A 16,759-nucleotide genomic window follows, 5' to 3' on the forward strand; every position below is an offset into this window, starting at 1 on the left:
CGATCATCTGCCTGATTGTTACGGTCAGCATAGGCGCCCAGCCCCATGGCTGGAAGTGCTGGACGGTTGGTCATGCGTCGAGGCTAGCGGAGGGGCATGTTGGGCGCATGTCGTGAATGTATCGACTTTGAAACAATGGCCGCAAACCTGCGCCAATCCACGCAGAATCAGTATTTACCGATCATCGGATCCCGCAACGGCGCCGCTTGCGCTACAATCCGCGCCGATTTCGACTTGCCTGAGAGCCCATGCCAATGTCCGTCTGCCAGACTCCTATCATCGTCGCCCTGGACTACCCCACCCGTGACGCCGCACTGAAGCTGGCTGACCAGTTGGACCCCGCGCTTTGCCGGGTCAAGGTCGGCAAGGAACTGTTCACCAGTTGCGCGGCGGAAATCGTCGGCACTTTGCGTGACAGAGGCTTCGAAGTGTTTCTCGACCTGAAATTCCACGATATCCCCAATACCACCGCCATGGCCGTCAAGGCTGCGGCCGAGATGGGCGTGTGGATGGTCAATGTGCATTGCTCCGGTGGCCTGCGCATGATGAGCGCCTGCCGTGAAGTGCTGGAGCAGCGTAGCGGGCCCAAACCGCTGTTGATCGGCGTGACCGTGCTGACCAGCATGGAACGCGAAGATCTGGCCGGTATCGGCCTGGACATCGAGCCGCAGGAGCAGGTGTTGCGCCTGGCAGCCCTGGCGCAGAAAGCCGGCATGGACGGTCTGGTGTGCTCGGCACTGGAAGCCCAGGCCCTCAAGACTGCTCACCCGTCGTTGCAACTGGTCACGCCAGGCATCCGTCCGGCGGGCAGCGCCCAGGATGACCAGCGCCGTATTCTGACGCCGCGTCAGGCGCTCGATGCCGGTTCTGATTACCTGGTAATCGGTCGCCCGATCAGCCAAGCGGCCGATCCGGCGCAAGCGTTGGCGGCAGTCGTTGCCGAAATCGCCTGATACCCGAGCGTTCACTGAAAAATCTAAGAGGGGCTTGCTTCCTGTGGGAGGGGGCTTGCCCCCGATGGCGGCCTCAGGGCCGACCAGGATGTTGGATCAGATCGAGTACATATCCGTTTCTGCGGTCATGGCTGCTATGGGTTCCGCTTTTACAGCGGCTCACTTTTGAAAAGCGCAAAAGTAAGCAAAACGCTCTTGCCCCACCACTCGGCACCTCGCTTGCGTTCGGCCAGCGTGGTTTAACGGGGCGCCTGAGATCAAGAGCAGATCAAGAGCGGCTCGCTTCGCATCGTGGTTACGGAGGGGGCGCGGCTGCGTTGTGTAGGAGCGAGCTTGCTCGCGAAAAACTCACAGGCACCGCGCTCATCCAGAAAGCACGCGTTATCGTTGACGTTTTTCGCGAGCAAGCTCGCTCCTACAAAAAGCCTTGACTGGCATTGGGGCCAGCCACCTCCCACCGTTGTAAATGGCGCCTGTCAGCTGACCTTCAGCACCAATTTGCCAAAGTTCTCGCCGTTGAACAGTTTCATCAGTGTTTCCGGGAACGTTTCCAACCCTTCAACGATATCCTCTTTGCTCTTGAGCTTGCCCTGGGCCATCCAGCCGGCCATTTCCTGCCCGGCGGCGGCAAAGTTCGCCGCGTGATCCATCACCACAAAGCCTTCCATCCGTGCGCGGTTGACCAGCAATGACAAGTAGTTGGCGGGGCCTTTGACGGCTTCTTTGTTGTTGTACTGGCTGATGGCGCCGCAAATCACCACTCGCGCTTTCAGCGCCAGGCGACTGAGCACCGCGTCGAGAATCTCGCCGCCAACGTTATCGAAATAGACATCCACGCCCTTGGGGCACTCGCGCTTGAGGGCGGCGGGTACGTCTTCGTGTTTGTAGTCGATGGCCGCATCAAAGCCCAGTTCGTCCACCAGGAACTTGCACTTGTCGGCGCCTCCGGCGATGCCCACCACGCGGCAGCCCTTGAGTTTGGCGATCTGTCCGGCAATGCTGCCGACCGCACCGGCGGCGCCGGAGATCACTACGGTCTCCCCTGGCTTGGGCGCGCCGGTGTCCAGCAGCGCGAAGTAGGCGGTCATGCCGGTCATGCCCAGCGCGGACAGGTAGCGGGGCAGCGGCGCGAGTTTCGGATCGACCTTATAGAACCCGCGTGGCTCGCCGAGGAAGTAATCCTGCACGCCCAAGGCCCCGTTGACGTAGTCGCCGACCGCAAAGTCCGGGTGGTTGGACGCAATCACCTTGCCCACGCCCAAGGCGCGCATCACGTCGCCAAGGCCCACCGGCGCGATGTAGGACTTGCCCTCATTCATCCAGCCGCGCATGGCGGGGTCGAGGGACAGGTACTCGTTGTGCACCAGTATCTGCCCGTCCCGGGGTGTGCCCACCGGGACTTCCTGGTAGGTGAAGGTGTCCCGCGTGGCCGCTCCGACCGGGCGTTTGGCAAGCAGGAACTGGCGGTTGGTCTGGGCAGTCATGGCGGCAACTCTTTAGAAATGAAGTACCAGTCATAGACAAGGAACGGCCTGCGAGCAAGGTTGTTCGAGCCACGCGAATGCTTGCCGATAGACAGGGTTGATACTCGTGCCTTTGGCCTTATCACCAGGACTCATGCAGCACCCACCGGGCTTCTGATAGTGCTGACGCGGCGCTCTCGTCGTTGGCTAGACTCGACCCACGGTTATCAATCCCACAGGACACTCCCCATGAGCATGACGTTTTCCGGCCAGGTCGCCCTGGTGACTGGCGCCGGCGCCGGTATTGGCCGTGCAACCGCGTTGGCGTTTGCCGCCGAAGGCTTGAAAGTGGTGGTGGCCGACCTCGATGTGGCGGGCGGCGAGGGCACTGTGGCGCTGATTCAGCAAGCCGGTGGCCAAGCGTTGTTCGTGCGCTGCAACGTCACCGTGGAGGCGGATGTGCAGCAATTGATGGCGCAGACGGTTGCCGCCTACGGCCGCCTGGACTATGCCTTCAACAATGCCGGGATCGAGATCGAGCGGGGCAAGCTGGCCGACGGTACCCTGGATGAGTTCGATGCCATCATGGGGGTCAACGTCAAGGGCGTGTGGTTGTGCATGAAGCATCAACTTCCACTGTTACTGGCCCAGGGCGGGGGAGCCATCGTCAATACGGCTTCGGTCGCGGGTTTGGGCGCAGCACCGAAAATGAGTATCTATGCGGCGTCCAAGCATGCGGTGATCGGCCTGACGAAGTCGGCCGCCATTGAGTACGCGAAGAAGAAAATCCGCGTCAACGCCGTCTGCCCGGCGGTGATCGATACCGACATGTTCCGACGCGCCTACGAAGCTGACCCGCGCAAGGCCGAATTTGCCGCGGCGATGCACCCGGTCGGGCGCATTGGCAAGGTCGAGGAAATCGCCAGTGCGGTGTTGTACCTGTGCAGTGATGGTGCGGCCTTCACCACCGGCCAGGCCCTGGCGGTGGACGGCGGTGCCACGGCGATTTAAGACTTCACACTGCAGCCTGTTCGAAAAGTGCTGGGGTGTCGTGGGGTGTTTCCATAGCTGGCAAAACGCCGTGATTGAATATGTATCATTAGGTAAAAAACCCAATCAAATCAATGATTTAATAAATATCGAGGACGGGTTTTTTTGAACTTCTGTGCTTAACTGTTTGGGTTGAATAACAAACAGTTGAAGTGAGTGGGTCATGGATTTAGGGATTGATCGACAAGCCCCGGTACCGGTGGTGCAGCAAATCATCAGCGCAGTCGCCGGATGGATTCGCAACAATGGGGTGAGCCCCGGCACACGCTTACCGTCCGTCCGGCAATTGGCCCTCGACAACCTGCTGAGCCAGTCCAGCGTGATCGAGGCATTCGAGCGAATGGCAGCCCAGGGTCTGTTGGCCTCGAAAAATGGCTCCGGGTTCGTGGTGGCGCAGCCCGCAACCATTCAGGAAAACTCGTGGTACGAGGGCGCGGAACAGGGGTGGGACAGCTTTACCGACGGCCCTCTGGGCGAGCTTAAACTCGGCTGCGGCTGGCTGCCGGACGCCTGGCGCGAGACCGATGACATCAACTACGCAATCCGCGAAGTCAGCCGCACCGATACCGCTGGCCTGTTCAACTACAGCACGCCCCTGGGGCTGCCGGCCCTGCGTGAGCAATTGCTCAAGCGCCTGACGCAGATCCAGGTGGCCAGCAGCCTGGAGTGCATTCTGACTACCCACGGGGCCAGTCATGCCCTGGACCTGCTTATACGCACGCTGCTCAAGGCGGGCGATACGGTGGTGGTCGAGACGCCGGGGTACGGCAACCTCTATCGGCAACTGGCCTTTCACGGCGTCACCTTGCTCGAAGTGCCGCGCACGCGCAGCGGCCCGGATATCGAGGTGCTGGAGGCACACCTGCAGCGCCATCGCCCCAAGTGCCTGTTCATCAACAGCCTCTATCACAACCCTACCGGCACCAGCCTGTGCCGCACGGTGGCCGAGCGTTTGCTGGCGCTGGCCAGCAGCCGGGATTTTCTGATCATCGAGGAAGACGTCTATGGCGATCTGCAACATGCCAATTGCACGCGGCTGTCGGCGTTGCCCCATGAAGACCGCGTCATCTATGTCTCCAGTTTTTCCAAGACGCTGAGCAGTGCCTTGCGCGTGGGCTACCTGAGCGCCGGTGCGGCGATCATCGCGCAACTGGCGCATCTCAAGACCCTGACGGGCATTGGCACTTCACGGTTTGCCGAAGCGATGGTGGCGACCTTGCTGGCCAACGGCACGTACCGCAAGTGGGTACAGCGCCTGCGCAAGCGTCTGAACACACAAATGGCCGCCACCCTGCAGGTGCTGGAGGATGAAGAATGGCAAGTGTTTGCGGTCCCCGCCGGCGGCATGTTCCTGTGGGCGCGACCTGGCGCGCAAAGCCCTTCGCGCGTGCAGGCGTGTGCCCGCAGGCTGGGCGTCTTGTTGGTACCTGGAACGCTGTTCAACCCCAAGGGTGAATGCAGCGAGTGGCTGCGCATCAACGTGGCCTATGCGGCGGATCAGCGAGCCTTGGCGCTGTTCCGTGCCCTGGGGCCCGCCAGATCGACCTCGACCATTCTGAAAACGACAGGCGTGTAGCTTTTTGCCATTATTGTGGCGCCAATGGCTTGTGCTCAGTGCCCCGTGGTTGCCAATCTCGCTGCTGATAAAGCGGGTTTATGGCATCTGCCATTGCGAGAGGACTCACGTGCAATGATTTCGGGCGCACAACGACGTTTCGCCAACCTCGGTATGGCGAAAAAACTGAGTTTGGGATTTACCTTGGTGCTGCTGCTGACGGCGCTGGTCGCGGCCATTGGCGTAGGGTCCCTGCAAACCGTTGGTCAGCGCTTCGAAGGCCTCAAGCGTATGTCTTCACTCAACAGTGAGCTGCTCAAGGTGCGCCTGATCGAGCAGGACTACGCTTTGCACGCCGACCCCAAGTCGGTGGATGCCCTGCACGAAAGTGTCGACGCGCTGGCTGCGCTGGCGGTCAGCCTCAAGGCCCAGTCCGTCGCCAACGTGCCGGTGATGACCGAGGTGGAGCAAGCCTTGGCCGCCTATCGCAAGGCGTTCGACGAGTTTGTCGAGCTGACCCAGGCCAAGGACCTGGCCCTGGAAATGGCCAGTTGGTCGGTCTCCAGCGTGGCCAATAATCTCGATGTGCTGCAGGCCGGCCTGGCGGACGACGGCGCCTATGGCCTGAAGGAAAGCCAGGGCAAGGAGGGCGCAGAGTTCATCGAGCAAGCGGGGCAGGTGAGCCAGGTGTCACGGTTGATGCTGCAGGCGATGAACGAAGCGCGGTTGCGCCTGGATCAGAGTCGCAAGGCCGACGCAGACGAGGCCGAGCAGGGCCGGATCGAACAGGCCGACCAGGCGCTGGCTCAGGCCGAGCAACTGAAAACCTCGGTCAAGGACCAAGGTTACCAGACGGTGCTTAATGAAGTGTCCGGGCATATTGCGTCGTTCAGCGAAAAGCTGGGCGAGTACACCGGGCTGTTGGCCCAGGAAAAAGTGGTTTACAAACAGTTGCATGATCGCGCCGAGCAGGTGGTCAGCCGGGTCAACCAGGCCTATGACGCCGAAGACCAGTCGATGCAGGCGCAGCTGGCCAAAAGTACGCTGCTCATCATCGGTTCATCCGCCCTGGCGTTGCTGGTGGGGCTGATTGCGGCGTGGGGGATTACCCGCTTGATTGTGGCGCCGCTGCGCAGGGTAATCGCAGTGGCCCAGCAGATTGCCTCCGGTGACTTGACCGGGCGCATGGAAGTCAGCCGCCGCGATGAAATCGGCCAGATGATGCAGGCGATGCAGCAGATGGGCAATGGCTTGAGCCATATGGTCAGCGGGTTGCAGGCGGGTATCGAGCAACTGGCCAGCTCGGCGCATGCGTTGTCCGGCGTGACCGAGCAGACCAACATCGAGGTCAGCAGCCAGAAGGAGGAAACCGAACAGGTGGCGACGGCGATGAACCAGATGACCGCCACGGTGCACGACGTGGCGCGTAACGCCGAAGAGGCCGCGCAAGCGGCGCAGACGGCGGATGACAAGGTTGGTAGTGGCCAACAGGTGGTGCGCATGAGTTTGCAGCGCATCGAATTGCTGGCTACCTCCAGCAACAGTGCCAGCGACAGTATCGAAAGCCTCAGCGCCGAGATTCAGAACATCGGTACGGTATTGAGTGTGATCAAGAGCGTTGCCGAGCAAACCAACCTGCTCGCGCTCAACGCTGCGATTGAAGCAGCCCGCGCCGGGGAGCAAGGGCGCGGTTTTGCGGTGGTCGCCGACGAGGTACGGGCCCTGGCCAAGCGCACACAGCAATCGACCGAGGAAATCGAGCGCCTGGTCAGCACCTTGCGCAGCGCGGCGCAGTCGTCGGTGCAGCAGATTCAGCACAGTGGCGAATTGGTGAAACTGGCGGTCAGTGATGCGCTGGAAACCGAAAGCGCTTTGGGCAGCATTGCCGCGGCGGTGTCAGTGATCCAGCAGATGAACCAGCAGATTGCCGCTGCCGCCGAAGAGCAAAGCTCGGTGGCCGAAGAGATCAACCGTAGCGTCACCAGCATCCGGGCGAGTGCCGACCAGTCCGCGTTGAGCATGCAAGGCAATGCTGCGTCGAGCATCCAGCTGGCGCAGTTGGGCGCAGAACTCAAGGGCATGGTGGGGCACTTCCGCCTCTGATCGCAGCCGGGGCGCCGCGATCAGGAGGGAAGGTGTTCAGGCGTGGTTGGCGAGGAATGTCAGCAGCGCTTCATTGACGAAGTCCGGATTCTCTCGGCTGGAGATATGTCCGGCGTTGGGAATCAACGTCAGGGCGCAGCCAATCAGACCGACCATTTCCTCGGACTCTGCGGGCGGGCGGGGCTTGTCCTGTTCGCCGCACATGACCAGGGTGGTGTCGCAGTCCAGGCGAGGCAGCTGATCGAGGATGTCTTCGCGACTGAAGATCAAGCGACCCAGGGGCACCACGCTGTCCAGCAGGCGTTCCCGGGAAAATGCTTGAAGCGACGTGCGAAAGTTTTGATACAGCGCTGATTCACGGTCGATTTCCGGCCGGAAGAAGATCGGCGCGATCACATCCAGCAACGGTTCAGGAATGGCACCGGCGCCTTCAATCATCTTGAACAGCGAGAAGTAATACTCGCGCGTGGTCTGCGGCTCGGCGCCGAGGTAGGTGTCCACCAGCACCAGGCTGTTGATGCGTTCAGGAGCCAACAGAGCGAGGCGGGCGCCCCACATCCCGCCGACCGACAAACCCACCAGGTTGATCTGCGGGATGTCCAACTGGTCCAGTAGCGCCAGTGTCTGGCGCGCCAGATCGTCAAGGGACAGGGTGTGCTCGGGCAGTCTGCCCGACTCGCCATGGCCCCACAGTTCAGGGACGATTACACGGTATTGCTGCGACAGCGCTTCGATCTGCGGTGCCCACATGTCGCTGTCCCACAGGTAGCTCGAACCCAACAAGACGACCGGGCCGTTACCCTGGTCGATATAGTGCAGCGTTTGTCCATCAATCACGGCGACAGGCATAGCAGGCCTCTAACTTCACGGAGTGAGGGGCACTTTTTTACCCTAGTCAGGGGCGGTGGGATAGGTGCATTTTGATGGCACGTGGCGACGGGGCGCCGCCACATAGCGAGAAAACCATCAATCGTAGATGGCTTTCTTTTTCCATTCGGCATCGGCGTCGACGACTTTCAGGCCTTCGGTCAATTCGTTGATTTCGTCTTCTGCCGGCTGGCTGTTGGTCAACACCGTGGAGTTGGCGCGGGCCAATTGCGACTCCAGCGTTCGCAGCTGTGCGCTGTACAGCACCGGTTCCGGTTGTTTGCGCAGGTACTGCACGCCGCGCTCGAACGCCAGGCGTGCCTGGCCCGGTTGACCTTGCTGCAGGGCGTGCTGACCGAGGTTGTTGAAGAACTCGATATGCAGCAGCACCAGGATGTGGCGGACTTCCTTGATCCAGTGCTTGGCTTCGTTGGCAGGCAGGAAGCCGTCCTGCGCCGCGCGGGTGACTTGGCCATGCAGCGCTTCGAGCAAAAAGCGCACATCCTTGGCCTTGGCTTCGGTCTGGATCGGCGCGGGCGGGTTGGCCACCGGAATCGATTCGCCCTGAGCGATCAATGCATTGAGCTCGGCGATCCGTGCCTTGAGCGGGGCGCTGGATTTGTTGAGGTTCAGCAGGCGCTGGTTGACGTTGAGTTCCAGGCGGGTCAGCAACAGCTTGAGCGCCGGGTTCATCAATTGGCCGGGAAACGTCTCGGTGATTTCACCACAGCGACGCAGTCGGTCATTGAGCTCGATCTCGGTACGCTTCTTTTCCAGCTTATTGTTTTCCACCACATGGTTCATGTAGCCAATGGCGATCAGTATTACGATCCCGACTATAACCAGCAGGGTGATCATGAGTGGTGTCACCGGTGTGACCTCTTCAAGGGGTTTGCTATGGAGTGTAGTGACTGAGCTATCCGGCGGATAGGATTGTTCGACCAGTTGCCCAGGTAGTTTCTTCTATATAGATATAAGTGTTACCGGCGTGACTGCACATTGCCATCATTTGCCTGGGGCAACTATAGCGCCTTGTCGAGCGTCAGAATATAGGCGCCAGGGCCTGAACGGGCAGAATGCCCGTCCAGGCCGGTAAACGGGCGCGAAGTCATTGATTTAAATAAATTTATCCTTGGGGGTTGACGACCTTTGAATCCATCCATAGAATGCGCGCCACTTACAGCGTAAAGCACACAGCGAAACGCGGTAGGGAGTGAATGTTGTACGTGTGTCCCCTTCGTCTAGTGGCCTAGGACACCGCCCTTTCACGGCGGTAACAGGGGTTCGAGTCCCCTAGGGGACGCCATATGCGGGAATAGCTCAGTTGGTAGAGCACGACCTTGCCAAGGTCGGGGTCGCGAGTTCGAGTCTCGTTTCCCGCTCCAATTTACAAGCAGTGTGGCCTTCGGGCGGCATTGAGTGAAACCAGGACCCCATCTTCGGATGAGGCCTCTGGGCACTGAGATACACACCATGTGTTTCAGTAGCGTGTCCCCTTCGTCTAGTGGCCTAGGACACCGCCCTTTCACGGCGGTAACAGGGGTTCGAGTCCCCTAGGGGACGCCATTTGCGGGAATAGCTCAGTTGGTAGAGCACGACCTTGCCAAGGTCGGGGTCGCGAGTTCGAGTCTCGTTTCCCGCTCCAATTCAAAGAAAAAGCCACTCAAGTGAGTGGCTTTTTTTTGTCTGCGATTTATTGAAAGCAATAGTGATCGTTCCCACGCAGAGCGTGGGAACGATCACTATTGCTAAACGGCATTCACCGCTTGAGCCAGCCGCAACGTAGCCTGACGGATTTCTGCCTGATTGAGCGACGCAAAGCCCAAGCGCAGCGCATTCTCCGGCTGGCCCGTCGGCGAGAACTGCCGGCCGCTGCGCACCACCAGTCCGTGACCCAGGGCCGCTTTTACCAGTCGATCCACGTCAATCTCATCCTCGAAACGCACCCACAACGCCAGGCCGCCCTCGGGTTCGCGCACCTGGATACGATCGCCCAGCGACTCGTGCAGACAGGTTTGCAACGTCTCCCGACGCCCTCGATATTCTTTCGACACGCGGCGCAGGTGCTTTTTCAGTTCACCCTCATTGATCAGGTCGGCCAGCATTTTCTGAGCAACGGCGTCGGCATCCCCCAGCATCAGCGCCGCGTTGCGGTGCAGGGCTTCAACCACCTCGGCGGGCGCCACGATATAGCTGCAGCGAAACGTCGAGCCCAGCGCTTTGGATAACGAGCCGATATAGATGACGTGGCGCTGGGAGCGGTCACTGGCAAGCGGCAGGTAGGGGCGACCGTTAAAGTGGAATTCGTGGTCGTAGTCTTCCTCGATGATGCAGAAGTCGTGCAACGCAGCGAGGGTCAACAGTTGTTGCCGCCGCGCGGCGTGCAGGCTGACGGTGGTGGGGAACTGATGGTGCGGCGTGACGTAGATCATGCGCACGTTGTGCTCCCGGCATAAACGGTCGATCTGGTCGGTACGGCAACCTTCTTCGTCCATGTCCACCGTGACCAGTTGCGCGCCCAATTGACGAAAAATTTCCCACGCCGGCGGGTAACTCAAGCGCTCCACCAGTACCACGTCGCCGGGTTTGATCAGCAAACTGGCGCTCAGGTACAGCGACATCTGAGTGCCTTGGGTCAGGCAAATGTTGTCGGCGTTGACGGCCAGCCCGCGATTGCTGCGCAGCATCTCGGCGAGGGCGCAGCGCAAGTGATAGCCGGTGCCTTCGCTGCCGTAGCGGACGGTGTTGGAGGCAAAACTGTTGCGCAGGGCATTGCGATAGTAGCGATGCAGCACGGCTTGCGGCAGCAGGCGGTGGTCGCTGGTGCCATTGTCGAAAAACAGTGCCTCATGTCGATGCCGCAGCGCGGTGACCTGGGCGTTATGGGTGAAATACGGCACAACCGGCTGCGCCAGAATGGACGGTGCGAAGGACTGCGGTGCACGACCGGGCAGTTGCTGGGGCGTCAGTTGCGCATTGACGAACGTTCCGCGACGCGGCTCGCTGATCAGCCAGCCTTTGGTCGAGGCTTCTTCATAGGCCAGGACGACCGTCTTGCGATTCACATCGAGCAACTGCGCCATTTCCCGCGTACCTGGCAGCAACGTGCCGGGGGGCAGGCGCCCTTCGCCAATCGCGATTGCCAAACCCTCTGCAATCTTGCGGTAAGACGCTTGCGGCGCGTCTTCATCGAGTTCCAATAAAGGGCGCCATTTACGCATCTGGACCATCTGAAGTATCCACAACTGGAGGTTCTAATGGGCCTAGTCTAGCGTAACAATCAGGCTTCAATCATTCTCGGGTCCTCAGCACATGCGGCATGTCATCGAACTGTTCCCCTCGGGCAAAACCTTTGAGGCTGGCGACGAGCTGTTGCTTGACGCCATGCTCGCCAGCGGCCTGGCCGTGCCGTTCTCCTGCCGCCGTGGCGCGTGCGGCTCGTGCAAAGTGGTGGTCACCCAGGGCGAGTACCAGGCCAAGCGCCTGGCCCCGGACGCGCCCGCGCCTTGTTACCCCCTGGCCACCAATGAAATGCTGTTGTGCCAGAGCCGTGCCTGCACCGACATGCGCCTGGAAATTCCCGGTTGGTCATTGGATACGCCCGCGCTGGTTTTTGGCGCACGCGTACTCAGCAAGCAGGCAGTCGCCCCCGACGTTATCGAGTTGGTGCTGTTGCCGGACGCACCTGTGGCGGTACGGGCAGGGCAGTACCTCAAGTTCCGCCTGGACCATGGCGATACGCGCAGTTTCTCGATTGCCAACCTGCCTGCCGAGGACGGCGGGCGGTTGGTTTTCCAGATTCGTCGGGTCAGCGGCGGGTACTTTTCCGAGGGCATTCTGGATGGCCTGGCCGTGGGTGACCGCCTGCAACTGGAGGGCCCGTTCGGTGCCTGTACCTGGCAGGACGATGCCGCCGACGCCGTGGTCCTGTTCGCCACGGGCACCGGTTATGCCGGTATCAAGCCGATCCTGTTGAGCGCGCTCAAGCATGATCTGGAAGTGACGTTGTATTGGGGCGGCGCAAACTCTGCGGACTTTTATGACAGCGCTTTCCTGGATCAAGCAGCGCTCCAACATCCGCGGTTTCGCTGGCATCCAGTGCGCGCCTCCGAGGGCAGGGTGCAGGAGGTTGCAGTGAGTCATGGGCATCCCTGGGAGGTGGCGCAGGTTTATGCATGCGGGAACGGCACGATGCTCAGCCAGGTGCGGACCCAATGCCTGGAGGCGGGGCTGCCAAGCCATCGGTTTGTCGCGGAGGCGTTTGTCGCCAGCGGTCGGTCAAGCGTTGAGAAGGCGCCGCCGGCGTTCGACCCGATCTGGGAAAAAGTTGGCCCGCGTTATTCCCTGGACGGCATGCTGGCGGCGCGGGAGAAATCCATACGCGCCCTGGCAGCCATCGCCAGCCGCTTGAAAGTCGGCATGACCACCGGCGAAGCGCTGGAAATGGCCGCCGAACACCTGCAGGCCATGGGCGCTTCGCACACCTGGCATCCCACCTACATCCGGTTTGGCGCCGACACGGTGCGCCCGCCCCGCGAAGCTATCGATCGTCAGCGCAGGCTGCGCGCCAGCGATATCGTGGTGGTCGACCTTGGCCCGGTGTGGGACGGCTACGAAGGCGACTACGGCGACACGTTTGTCTTCGGCGACTCGCCCCTGCACCTGGCCTGCACCACCGCACTGCACCAGGTGTTCGATGAAACCCGGCAAGCCTGGCTGCGCGGCCTGACCGGACGCGAGCTTTACGACTTCGCCGAACAGAGCGCCGTGGCCAAGGGCTGGAGACTGGCACGCAATCTGGCGGGGCATCGCCTGGCGGATTTTCCCCATGCGCTGTTCGAGAGCAAACAATTGGCCGAGCTGGAAATCCCACCGAGTGAAATGGCCTGGGTGCTGGAGATCCAGCTGTGCCATCCCACTGAGCCGGTCGGTGGGTTTTTTGAGGACATGCTGATGTTGCAGGCGTAAAGAGCCCGCCGTTGCGGCGGGCTCGAGAATGGATCAGAGCTTGGGCAGTTGGCCGACGCGTCCCATCATTTCAGTCACAATCTGCAGGTCCAGCAGGAACTGCCCGACAGTCTTGAACTCACCGTCAGTGTGGCCGGTGTACTTCTCTTCCGGACGGGCCAGGCCGAATTGCACGCCGTTGGGCAGGTCGTGCACGGACGTGGCGCCGGCGGATGTGCCGAACTTGTGCTGCATGCCCAGGTTTTCCGTGGCCACCGCCAGCAGGGCTTTTACCCACTCACCTTCGGGATTGCGGTACATCGGCTTGTCCAGCGAACAGGTGAAGTTGACGTTGACCTTGGCTTGCGTGTTCCAGGCGTTCAGTTTCTGCTCGATCTGTGCCTTGAGTGCCTCCGGGGTTTTACCCTTTGGCGCACGCAGGTTGACTGCCAGCCTGAAGGCTTTGTCATCCAGGCCGACAAAGGTCGGCGAGGTGGTCAGCGGCCCCATGAAGTCATCGGCATAGCCCACGCCCAATTTGCCGCCCAGGTAATCCAGGCCCCAGTTGTCCGCCGCATACCGCGCAGCATCCGTGATGTGGTTGTGCTTGAGGGCGATCTTGCCATCGACGCTGTGGATCAATTCCAGCATACGTGCCACCGGGTTGACGCCGGTTTCGGGTTCCGAAGAATGGGCCGACACGCCGGTGACGGTCAGTTTGACGTTCTTGCCGTCAACCTGGGCGCTCACCTGGAAGTTGCCGCCATTGCGCTTGGCATAGTCATTACCGGCCTGCTGCAGGCTGGCCGCCAGTTCAGCCGGGTTATCGCTGGCCAGCGTGGCGACCGAGACCGACGGAATCTGGTTGGTGGCCTTACCGCCGGTCATAGCGATAATTTCCGCGCCGTTGCCTTCACCCTTGCGCACCGGGAACGTGGCCATGACCGTGCCCGAACCTTTTTCTGCAATCACCACCGGGTAACCGCCATCCAGCGCCAGGTTGTAGTTCGGTACGGGATTGCGTTCGAAATAGTAGGGAATGGCGTCACCGGAGGTTTCTTCGGTGGTGTCCACCAGCAGCTTGAACGTGCGCGCCAGCGGCAGCTTTTCTTCCTTGATCACCTTCATGGCGTACATCGCCACGACGATGGCGTTCTTGTCATCCTCGGTGCCGCGACCATACATGCGGTCGCCAATCAGCGTGACCTTGAACGGGTCCAGCCTGGTGCCATCCTTCAGTACCCAGTTTTCCGGCGTCACCGGGACCACATCGGCGTGGGCATGCACGCCCACCACTTCTTCACCGCTGCCTTCCAGGGAAATTTCATACACGCGGTTATCGACGTTACGGAAGTTCAGGTTGAAAGACTTGGCCAGGGCCTGGATCCTGTCGGCGATCTTGAGGAATTCCGGGTTTTTGTACTGCGGCAGGCCGTCTACGTTGAACGTCGGAATTTCCACCAGTTCGCGCAAGGTTTCCAGGGCCGCCTTGCCGTACTTGACCCGTGTGTAAATGCCAAGCAGGCGATTGATCTCGTTCTGCTGCTCGGCGCTCAGGGTTTTGTCATTGAGAAAGGCGCTGATGGCCGGGGCGACGTCACCGGACTTGCCCAGGTCGCCTTTGGCCAGGGTGCCGAGGAAACCGCGGAAATCGCTGACGGATGCGCCGCCGAAGCTTTTCACAATCGCGGTGTTTTGTTCAGCAGTGATGTTGGCGAGCGCAGGTGTGGCGACGGCCGCAAGGCTGGCGGCGAACAGTGTGGCAGCCGCGAGTTTTTTCAATTGAAAGTGCATGGTTGAAGGCATTCCCTTGCAGGTAGTGAGTAGGGTGTTTCTGACGGATAAGTCAGAAACATTTCCACACACTAGCATTACTCAGGTGCTGGAGGTCAATGCTGGCCAGGGTGCGGCGCGGGGAACTCATCAGTCGCGTTCAAGGCTCTGGCATAGGGTCCGTCCCACAATTGTTCATGCAATTGCCCGACGCGTTTGGCCATCGCTTCACTGCGCATCACCACTTCAAGATTGCGCGAATTGTCCAGGTAACCGCCCAACCAGTTGCTGGTGCCGACCCACGCCACCTGCCCGTCGATCTCCATCGTCTTGCTGTGGATCACCCGCGCATAGGGGATAAATCCTTGCCTGGCCTCGGGCAGGGTGACGATCTTGATCTGTACGTTGGGCAGCACCGCCAGGCTCTTGAGGTAGGGCAGTTCCAGCGGGTCGGTGTTCCAGTTGGACACCATCAACTTGATCGACACCCCACGCGCAGCGGCGGCGCGCACGGCGTTGTCGATTACCGCGTAGTACGGGCGGGTCCGATCCGGGCCGTAGGACAGCGGCGCATAGTCAAGCAACTGCACGCGCACCTCTTTCTTCGCTTCGCCCAGCAGGCGCGGCAGTTCCTGCTGTGAATCGCCCACGCCGGGCGGGTTGTAGCGTTGCGGGCTGGCCACCAGATAGTTGCCGGTGCGCGCAGGCGCCTGGCCGGCGGTGGGCAGTGGCACCGGTCGGTTGTCGCTGAGGGCCTGCTGGGCTTGCCAGTCCTGGTCGAAGATCGCCTGGACCTGACCGACCACGCTTGCGTCGCTGATGCGTAGCCCGGTTTCGTGGATATGTTCCAGGGAGCGCCAGTCGAAATTCTGGCTGCCGATAAACGCCTGGCTGACGTCCACCACCATGTATTTGGCGTGGATGATCCCGCCGCTCAATTGTCCGAAGGGCAGCACTCGGAAGGTCAGGTTGGGAATGGCGCGCAAGCGTTCGAGGGTGGCCGCATCGGATAACTTGATGCCTTTTTCTTCGAGCAGGAAACGAATTTTCACCCCGCGTTTACCGGCGGCTTCCAGGTGTTCGATGACCTTGTCCATCACTGAGCCGGGATGGTCGGCTGCGTAGAACTGGCCGATATCGATGCGGTTTTTTGCGCCGTCGAACAGCTCGATCCACACCGGGCCCGGCTGGCGCAGATCGGCAGTGCCCAGTGTGGTGTCCACCGGCACGGTGTGCACCAGTTCAAACCCTGCAATTGAAAAGTCCGCCAGGGCCAGCGGACTGAGGAGCAAACCGGCGAGGCCTGCGACACGCAACTTTATCGAAAGGGACATAAGTGTCTCATCGCGCAAAAAGAACAGGCGGGCCATGACGCGCCCGCGGTGCAGGTCAGGCCGTGCGGCTGTGCAGTGGCGTGGGCACGCGGTGCGGCACTTCATCGTGGGCGCGGGCCCCGCTGGAGGCGCGGATCAGCAGGATCTTCAACTGGTCGTTGATGCGCTCCAGGCTGTCCTGGAAAAAGTTATGGAACACCACGCAGAACAGTGCGATGGCGATCCCCAGCCCGGTGGCGAACAAGGCTGTGCCGATACCCCCGGAAATCTGCCCTGGGTCCGACACACCCGCTGTGGCCAATGCCTTGAAGGTGTCGATGATGCCCAGAATGGTCCCCAGTAGGCCAAGCAGCGGGGCCGCCGTGGTGATGGTCTCGATGATCCACAGGCTGCGGGCCAGCGGGGCGCGGGTCTTGAGGTACTGGGTGTCGATTTCGTCGTCGAGGTCCTTGCGTGAGCAGTGGGAGGTCTTTTGCGCCAACACCGGCAGAATCATGTTCAGTGGCAGGCTGTCGCGACGGGTCAGGTGGTCCGGCAGGTCGCGTTCGCTGTGCACGGTGGCGCCCAGGGCGTCGATCAAGGCGCGGGCCTGGCGCCGGACATAAGCGAAGTAGATGCCGCGTTCGATGGCGATGAAGATGGCGATGGCCATCGCGGCATACATCACATAGAAGGTGACGTCGTGGAGCAGGTTCATATCCATGATGGTGTTCC

General features: G+C 60.8%; 12 protein-coding genes, 4 tRNA genes and 1 pseudogene. 10 read left to right on the top strand and 7 right to left on the bottom strand.

All coding sequences use genetic code 11. The features are described from left to right. Positions 1–254: 254 nt before the first annotated feature. Positions 255–953 (top strand): orotidine-5'-phosphate decarboxylase, encoded by a 699-nt coding sequence (gene pyrF, locus BOP93_RS08945; RefSeq protein WP_104502315.1) that lies wholly within the window; start codon positions 255–257, stop codon positions 951–953. Between the two features lie 476 nt (positions 954–1,429). On the opposite strand, the gene BOP93_RS08950 is transcribed toward pyrF, so the two are convergent. Beyond that, a complete protein-coding gene (locus BOP93_RS08950) occupies positions 1,430–2,437 on the bottom strand; it encodes an NADP-dependent oxidoreductase (protein WP_065935399.1) in 1,008 nt (335 codons plus the stop codon). A 228-nt stretch (positions 2,438–2,665) separates the two neighbouring features. Here BOP93_RS08950 and BOP93_RS08955 point away from each other — a divergent pair, with 228 nt between their 5' ends. From BOP93_RS08955 to BOP93_RS28120, 4 genes and pseudogenes are all read left to right on the top strand, one after another. After that, a complete protein-coding gene (locus BOP93_RS08955; protein ID WP_104502316.1) occupies positions 2,666–3,427 on the top strand; it encodes an SDR family oxidoreductase in 762 nt (253 codons plus the stop codon). A gap of 202 nt (positions 3,428–3,629) precedes the next feature. Next, on the top strand, positions 3,630–5,042 hold the full coding sequence (locus BOP93_RS08960; protein WP_104502317.1) for a PLP-dependent aminotransferase family protein: 1,413 nt from the start codon (positions 3,630–3,632) through the stop codon (positions 5,040–5,042). Positions 5,043–6,038: 996 nt separating this feature from the next. Then, positions 6,039–6,263, top strand: a pseudogene (locus BOP93_RS28115) (HAMP domain-containing protein); the annotation flags it as partial. A gap of 18 nt (positions 6,264–6,281) precedes the next feature. Next, positions 6,282–7,124, top strand: coding sequence for a methyl-accepting chemotaxis protein (locus tag BOP93_RS28120; protein WP_420220232.1), 843 nt, complete (start codon positions 6,282–6,284; stop codon positions 7,122–7,124). A gap of 36 nt (positions 7,125–7,160) precedes the next feature. Here the strand turns inward: BOP93_RS28120 and BOP93_RS08970 are convergent, their stop codons facing one another. Next, positions 7,161–7,973, bottom strand: coding sequence for an alpha/beta fold hydrolase (locus tag BOP93_RS08970; protein ID WP_104502319.1), 813 nt, complete (start codon positions 7,971–7,973; stop codon positions 7,161–7,163). 117 nt (positions 7,974–8,090) lie between these two features. Then, positions 8,091–8,849: a hypothetical protein gene (locus tag BOP93_RS08975; protein WP_237140404.1), complete on the bottom strand. Its 759-nt coding sequence runs from the start codon at positions 8,847–8,849 to the stop codon at positions 8,091–8,093. A gap of 372 nt (positions 8,850–9,221) precedes the next feature. Here BOP93_RS08975 and BOP93_RS08980 point away from each other — a divergent pair. The 4 genes from BOP93_RS08980 to BOP93_RS08995 all read left to right on the top strand — a co-directional run bounded on the left by BOP93_RS08980 (position 9,222) and on the right by BOP93_RS08995 (position 9,636). Beyond that, positions 9,222–9,297, top strand: a tRNA-Glu gene (locus tag BOP93_RS08980). 3 nt (positions 9,298–9,300) lie between these two features. After that, positions 9,301–9,376 (top strand) — tRNA-Gly (locus BOP93_RS08985). Positions 9,377–9,481: 105 nt separating this feature from the next. Then, positions 9,482–9,557 (top strand) — tRNA-Glu (locus BOP93_RS08990). Between the two features lie 3 nt (positions 9,558–9,560). Continuing rightward, positions 9,561–9,636: transfer RNA gene (locus BOP93_RS08995), tRNA-Gly, on the top strand. Between the two features lie 103 nt (positions 9,637–9,739). Here the strand turns inward: BOP93_RS08995 and BOP93_RS09000 are convergent. Next, positions 9,740–11,221 carry a PLP-dependent aminotransferase family protein gene (locus tag BOP93_RS09000; RefSeq protein ID WP_104502321.1) on the bottom strand — a complete coding sequence of 494 codons (1,482 nt, stop codon included), beginning with the start codon at positions 11,219–11,221 and terminating at the stop codon, positions 9,740–9,742. Between the two features lie 82 nt (positions 11,222–11,303). Here BOP93_RS09000 and BOP93_RS09005 point away from each other — a divergent pair, with 82 nt between their 5' ends. Continuing rightward, the gene (locus BOP93_RS09005) at positions 11,304–12,959 is read left to right on the top strand and encodes a M24 family metallopeptidase (RefSeq protein ID WP_104502322.1); all 1,656 of its coding nucleotides are present in this window, start codon (positions 11,304–11,306) and stop codon (positions 12,957–12,959) included. Positions 12,960–12,992: 33 nt separating this feature from the next. Here BOP93_RS09005 and BOP93_RS09010 read toward each other — a convergent pair whose 3' ends face one another. From BOP93_RS09010 to BOP93_RS09020, 3 genes are all read right to left on the bottom strand, one after another. Further along, positions 12,993–14,732, bottom strand: coding sequence for a dipeptidase (locus BOP93_RS09010; RefSeq protein ID WP_104502323.1), 1,740 nt, complete (start codon positions 14,730–14,732; stop codon positions 12,993–12,995). A 95-nt stretch (positions 14,733–14,827) separates the two neighbouring features. Continuing rightward, on the bottom strand, positions 14,828–16,045 hold the full coding sequence (locus BOP93_RS09015; protein WP_104502324.1) for a phospholipase D-like domain-containing protein: 1,218 nt from the start codon (positions 16,043–16,045) through the stop codon (positions 14,828–14,830). Positions 16,046–16,100: 55 nt separating this feature from the next. Beyond that, positions 16,101–16,748 carry a MotA/TolQ/ExbB proton channel family protein gene (locus tag BOP93_RS09020; RefSeq protein ID WP_104502325.1) on the bottom strand — a complete coding sequence of 216 codons (648 nt, stop codon included), beginning with the start codon at positions 16,746–16,748 and terminating at the stop codon, positions 16,101–16,103. Between the last annotated feature and the right edge of the window lie 11 nt (positions 16,749–16,759).

It is taken from the genome of Pseudomonas orientalis, assembly GCF_002934065.1.
In the GTDB taxonomy this organism is placed as follows: Bacteria; Pseudomonadota; Gammaproteobacteria; order Pseudomonadales; family Pseudomonadaceae; genus Aquipseudomonas; species Aquipseudomonas orientalis_A.

Bases quoted from the DNA above. Each gene is read 5' to 3' on its own strand.
- pyrF (WP_104502315.1), top strand. From the start codon at position 255: ATGTCCGTCTGCCAGACTCCTATCATCGTCGCCCTGGACTACCCCACC.
- BOP93_RS08950 (WP_065935399.1), bottom strand. From the start codon at position 2,437: ATGACTGCCCAGACCAACCGCCAGTTCCTGCTTGCCAAACGCCCGGTC.
- BOP93_RS08955 (WP_104502316.1), top strand. From the start codon at position 2,666: ATGAGCATGACGTTTTCCGGCCAGGTCGCCCTGGTGACTGGCGCCGGC.
- BOP93_RS08960 (WP_104502317.1), top strand. From the start codon at position 3,630: ATGGATTTAGGGATTGATCGACAAGCCCCGGTACCGGTGGTGCAGCAA.
- BOP93_RS28120 (WP_420220232.1), top strand. From the start codon at position 6,282: ATGGTCAGCGGGTTGCAGGCGGGTATCGAGCAACTGGCCAGCTCGGCG.
- BOP93_RS08970 (WP_104502319.1), bottom strand. From the start codon at position 7,973: ATGCCTGTCGCCGTGATTGATGGACAAACGCTGCACTATATCGACCAG.
- BOP93_RS08975 (WP_237140404.1), bottom strand. From the start codon at position 8,849: ATGATCACCCTGCTGGTTATAGTCGGGATCGTAATACTGATCGCCATT.
- BOP93_RS09000 (WP_104502321.1), bottom strand. From the start codon at position 11,221: ATGGTCCAGATGCGTAAATGGCGCCCTTTATTGGAACTCGATGAAGAC.
- BOP93_RS09005 (WP_104502322.1), top strand. From the start codon at position 11,304: ATGCGGCATGTCATCGAACTGTTCCCCTCGGGCAAAACCTTTGAGGCT.
- BOP93_RS09010 (WP_104502323.1), bottom strand. From the start codon at position 14,732: ATGCACTTTCAATTGAAAAAACTCGCGGCTGCCACACTGTTCGCCGCC.
- BOP93_RS09015 (WP_104502324.1), bottom strand. From the start codon at position 16,045: ATGTCCCTTTCGATAAAGTTGCGTGTCGCAGGCCTCGCCGGTTTGCTC.
- BOP93_RS09020 (WP_104502325.1), bottom strand. From the start codon at position 16,748: ATGGATATGAACCTGCTCCACGACGTCACCTTCTATGTGATGTATGCC.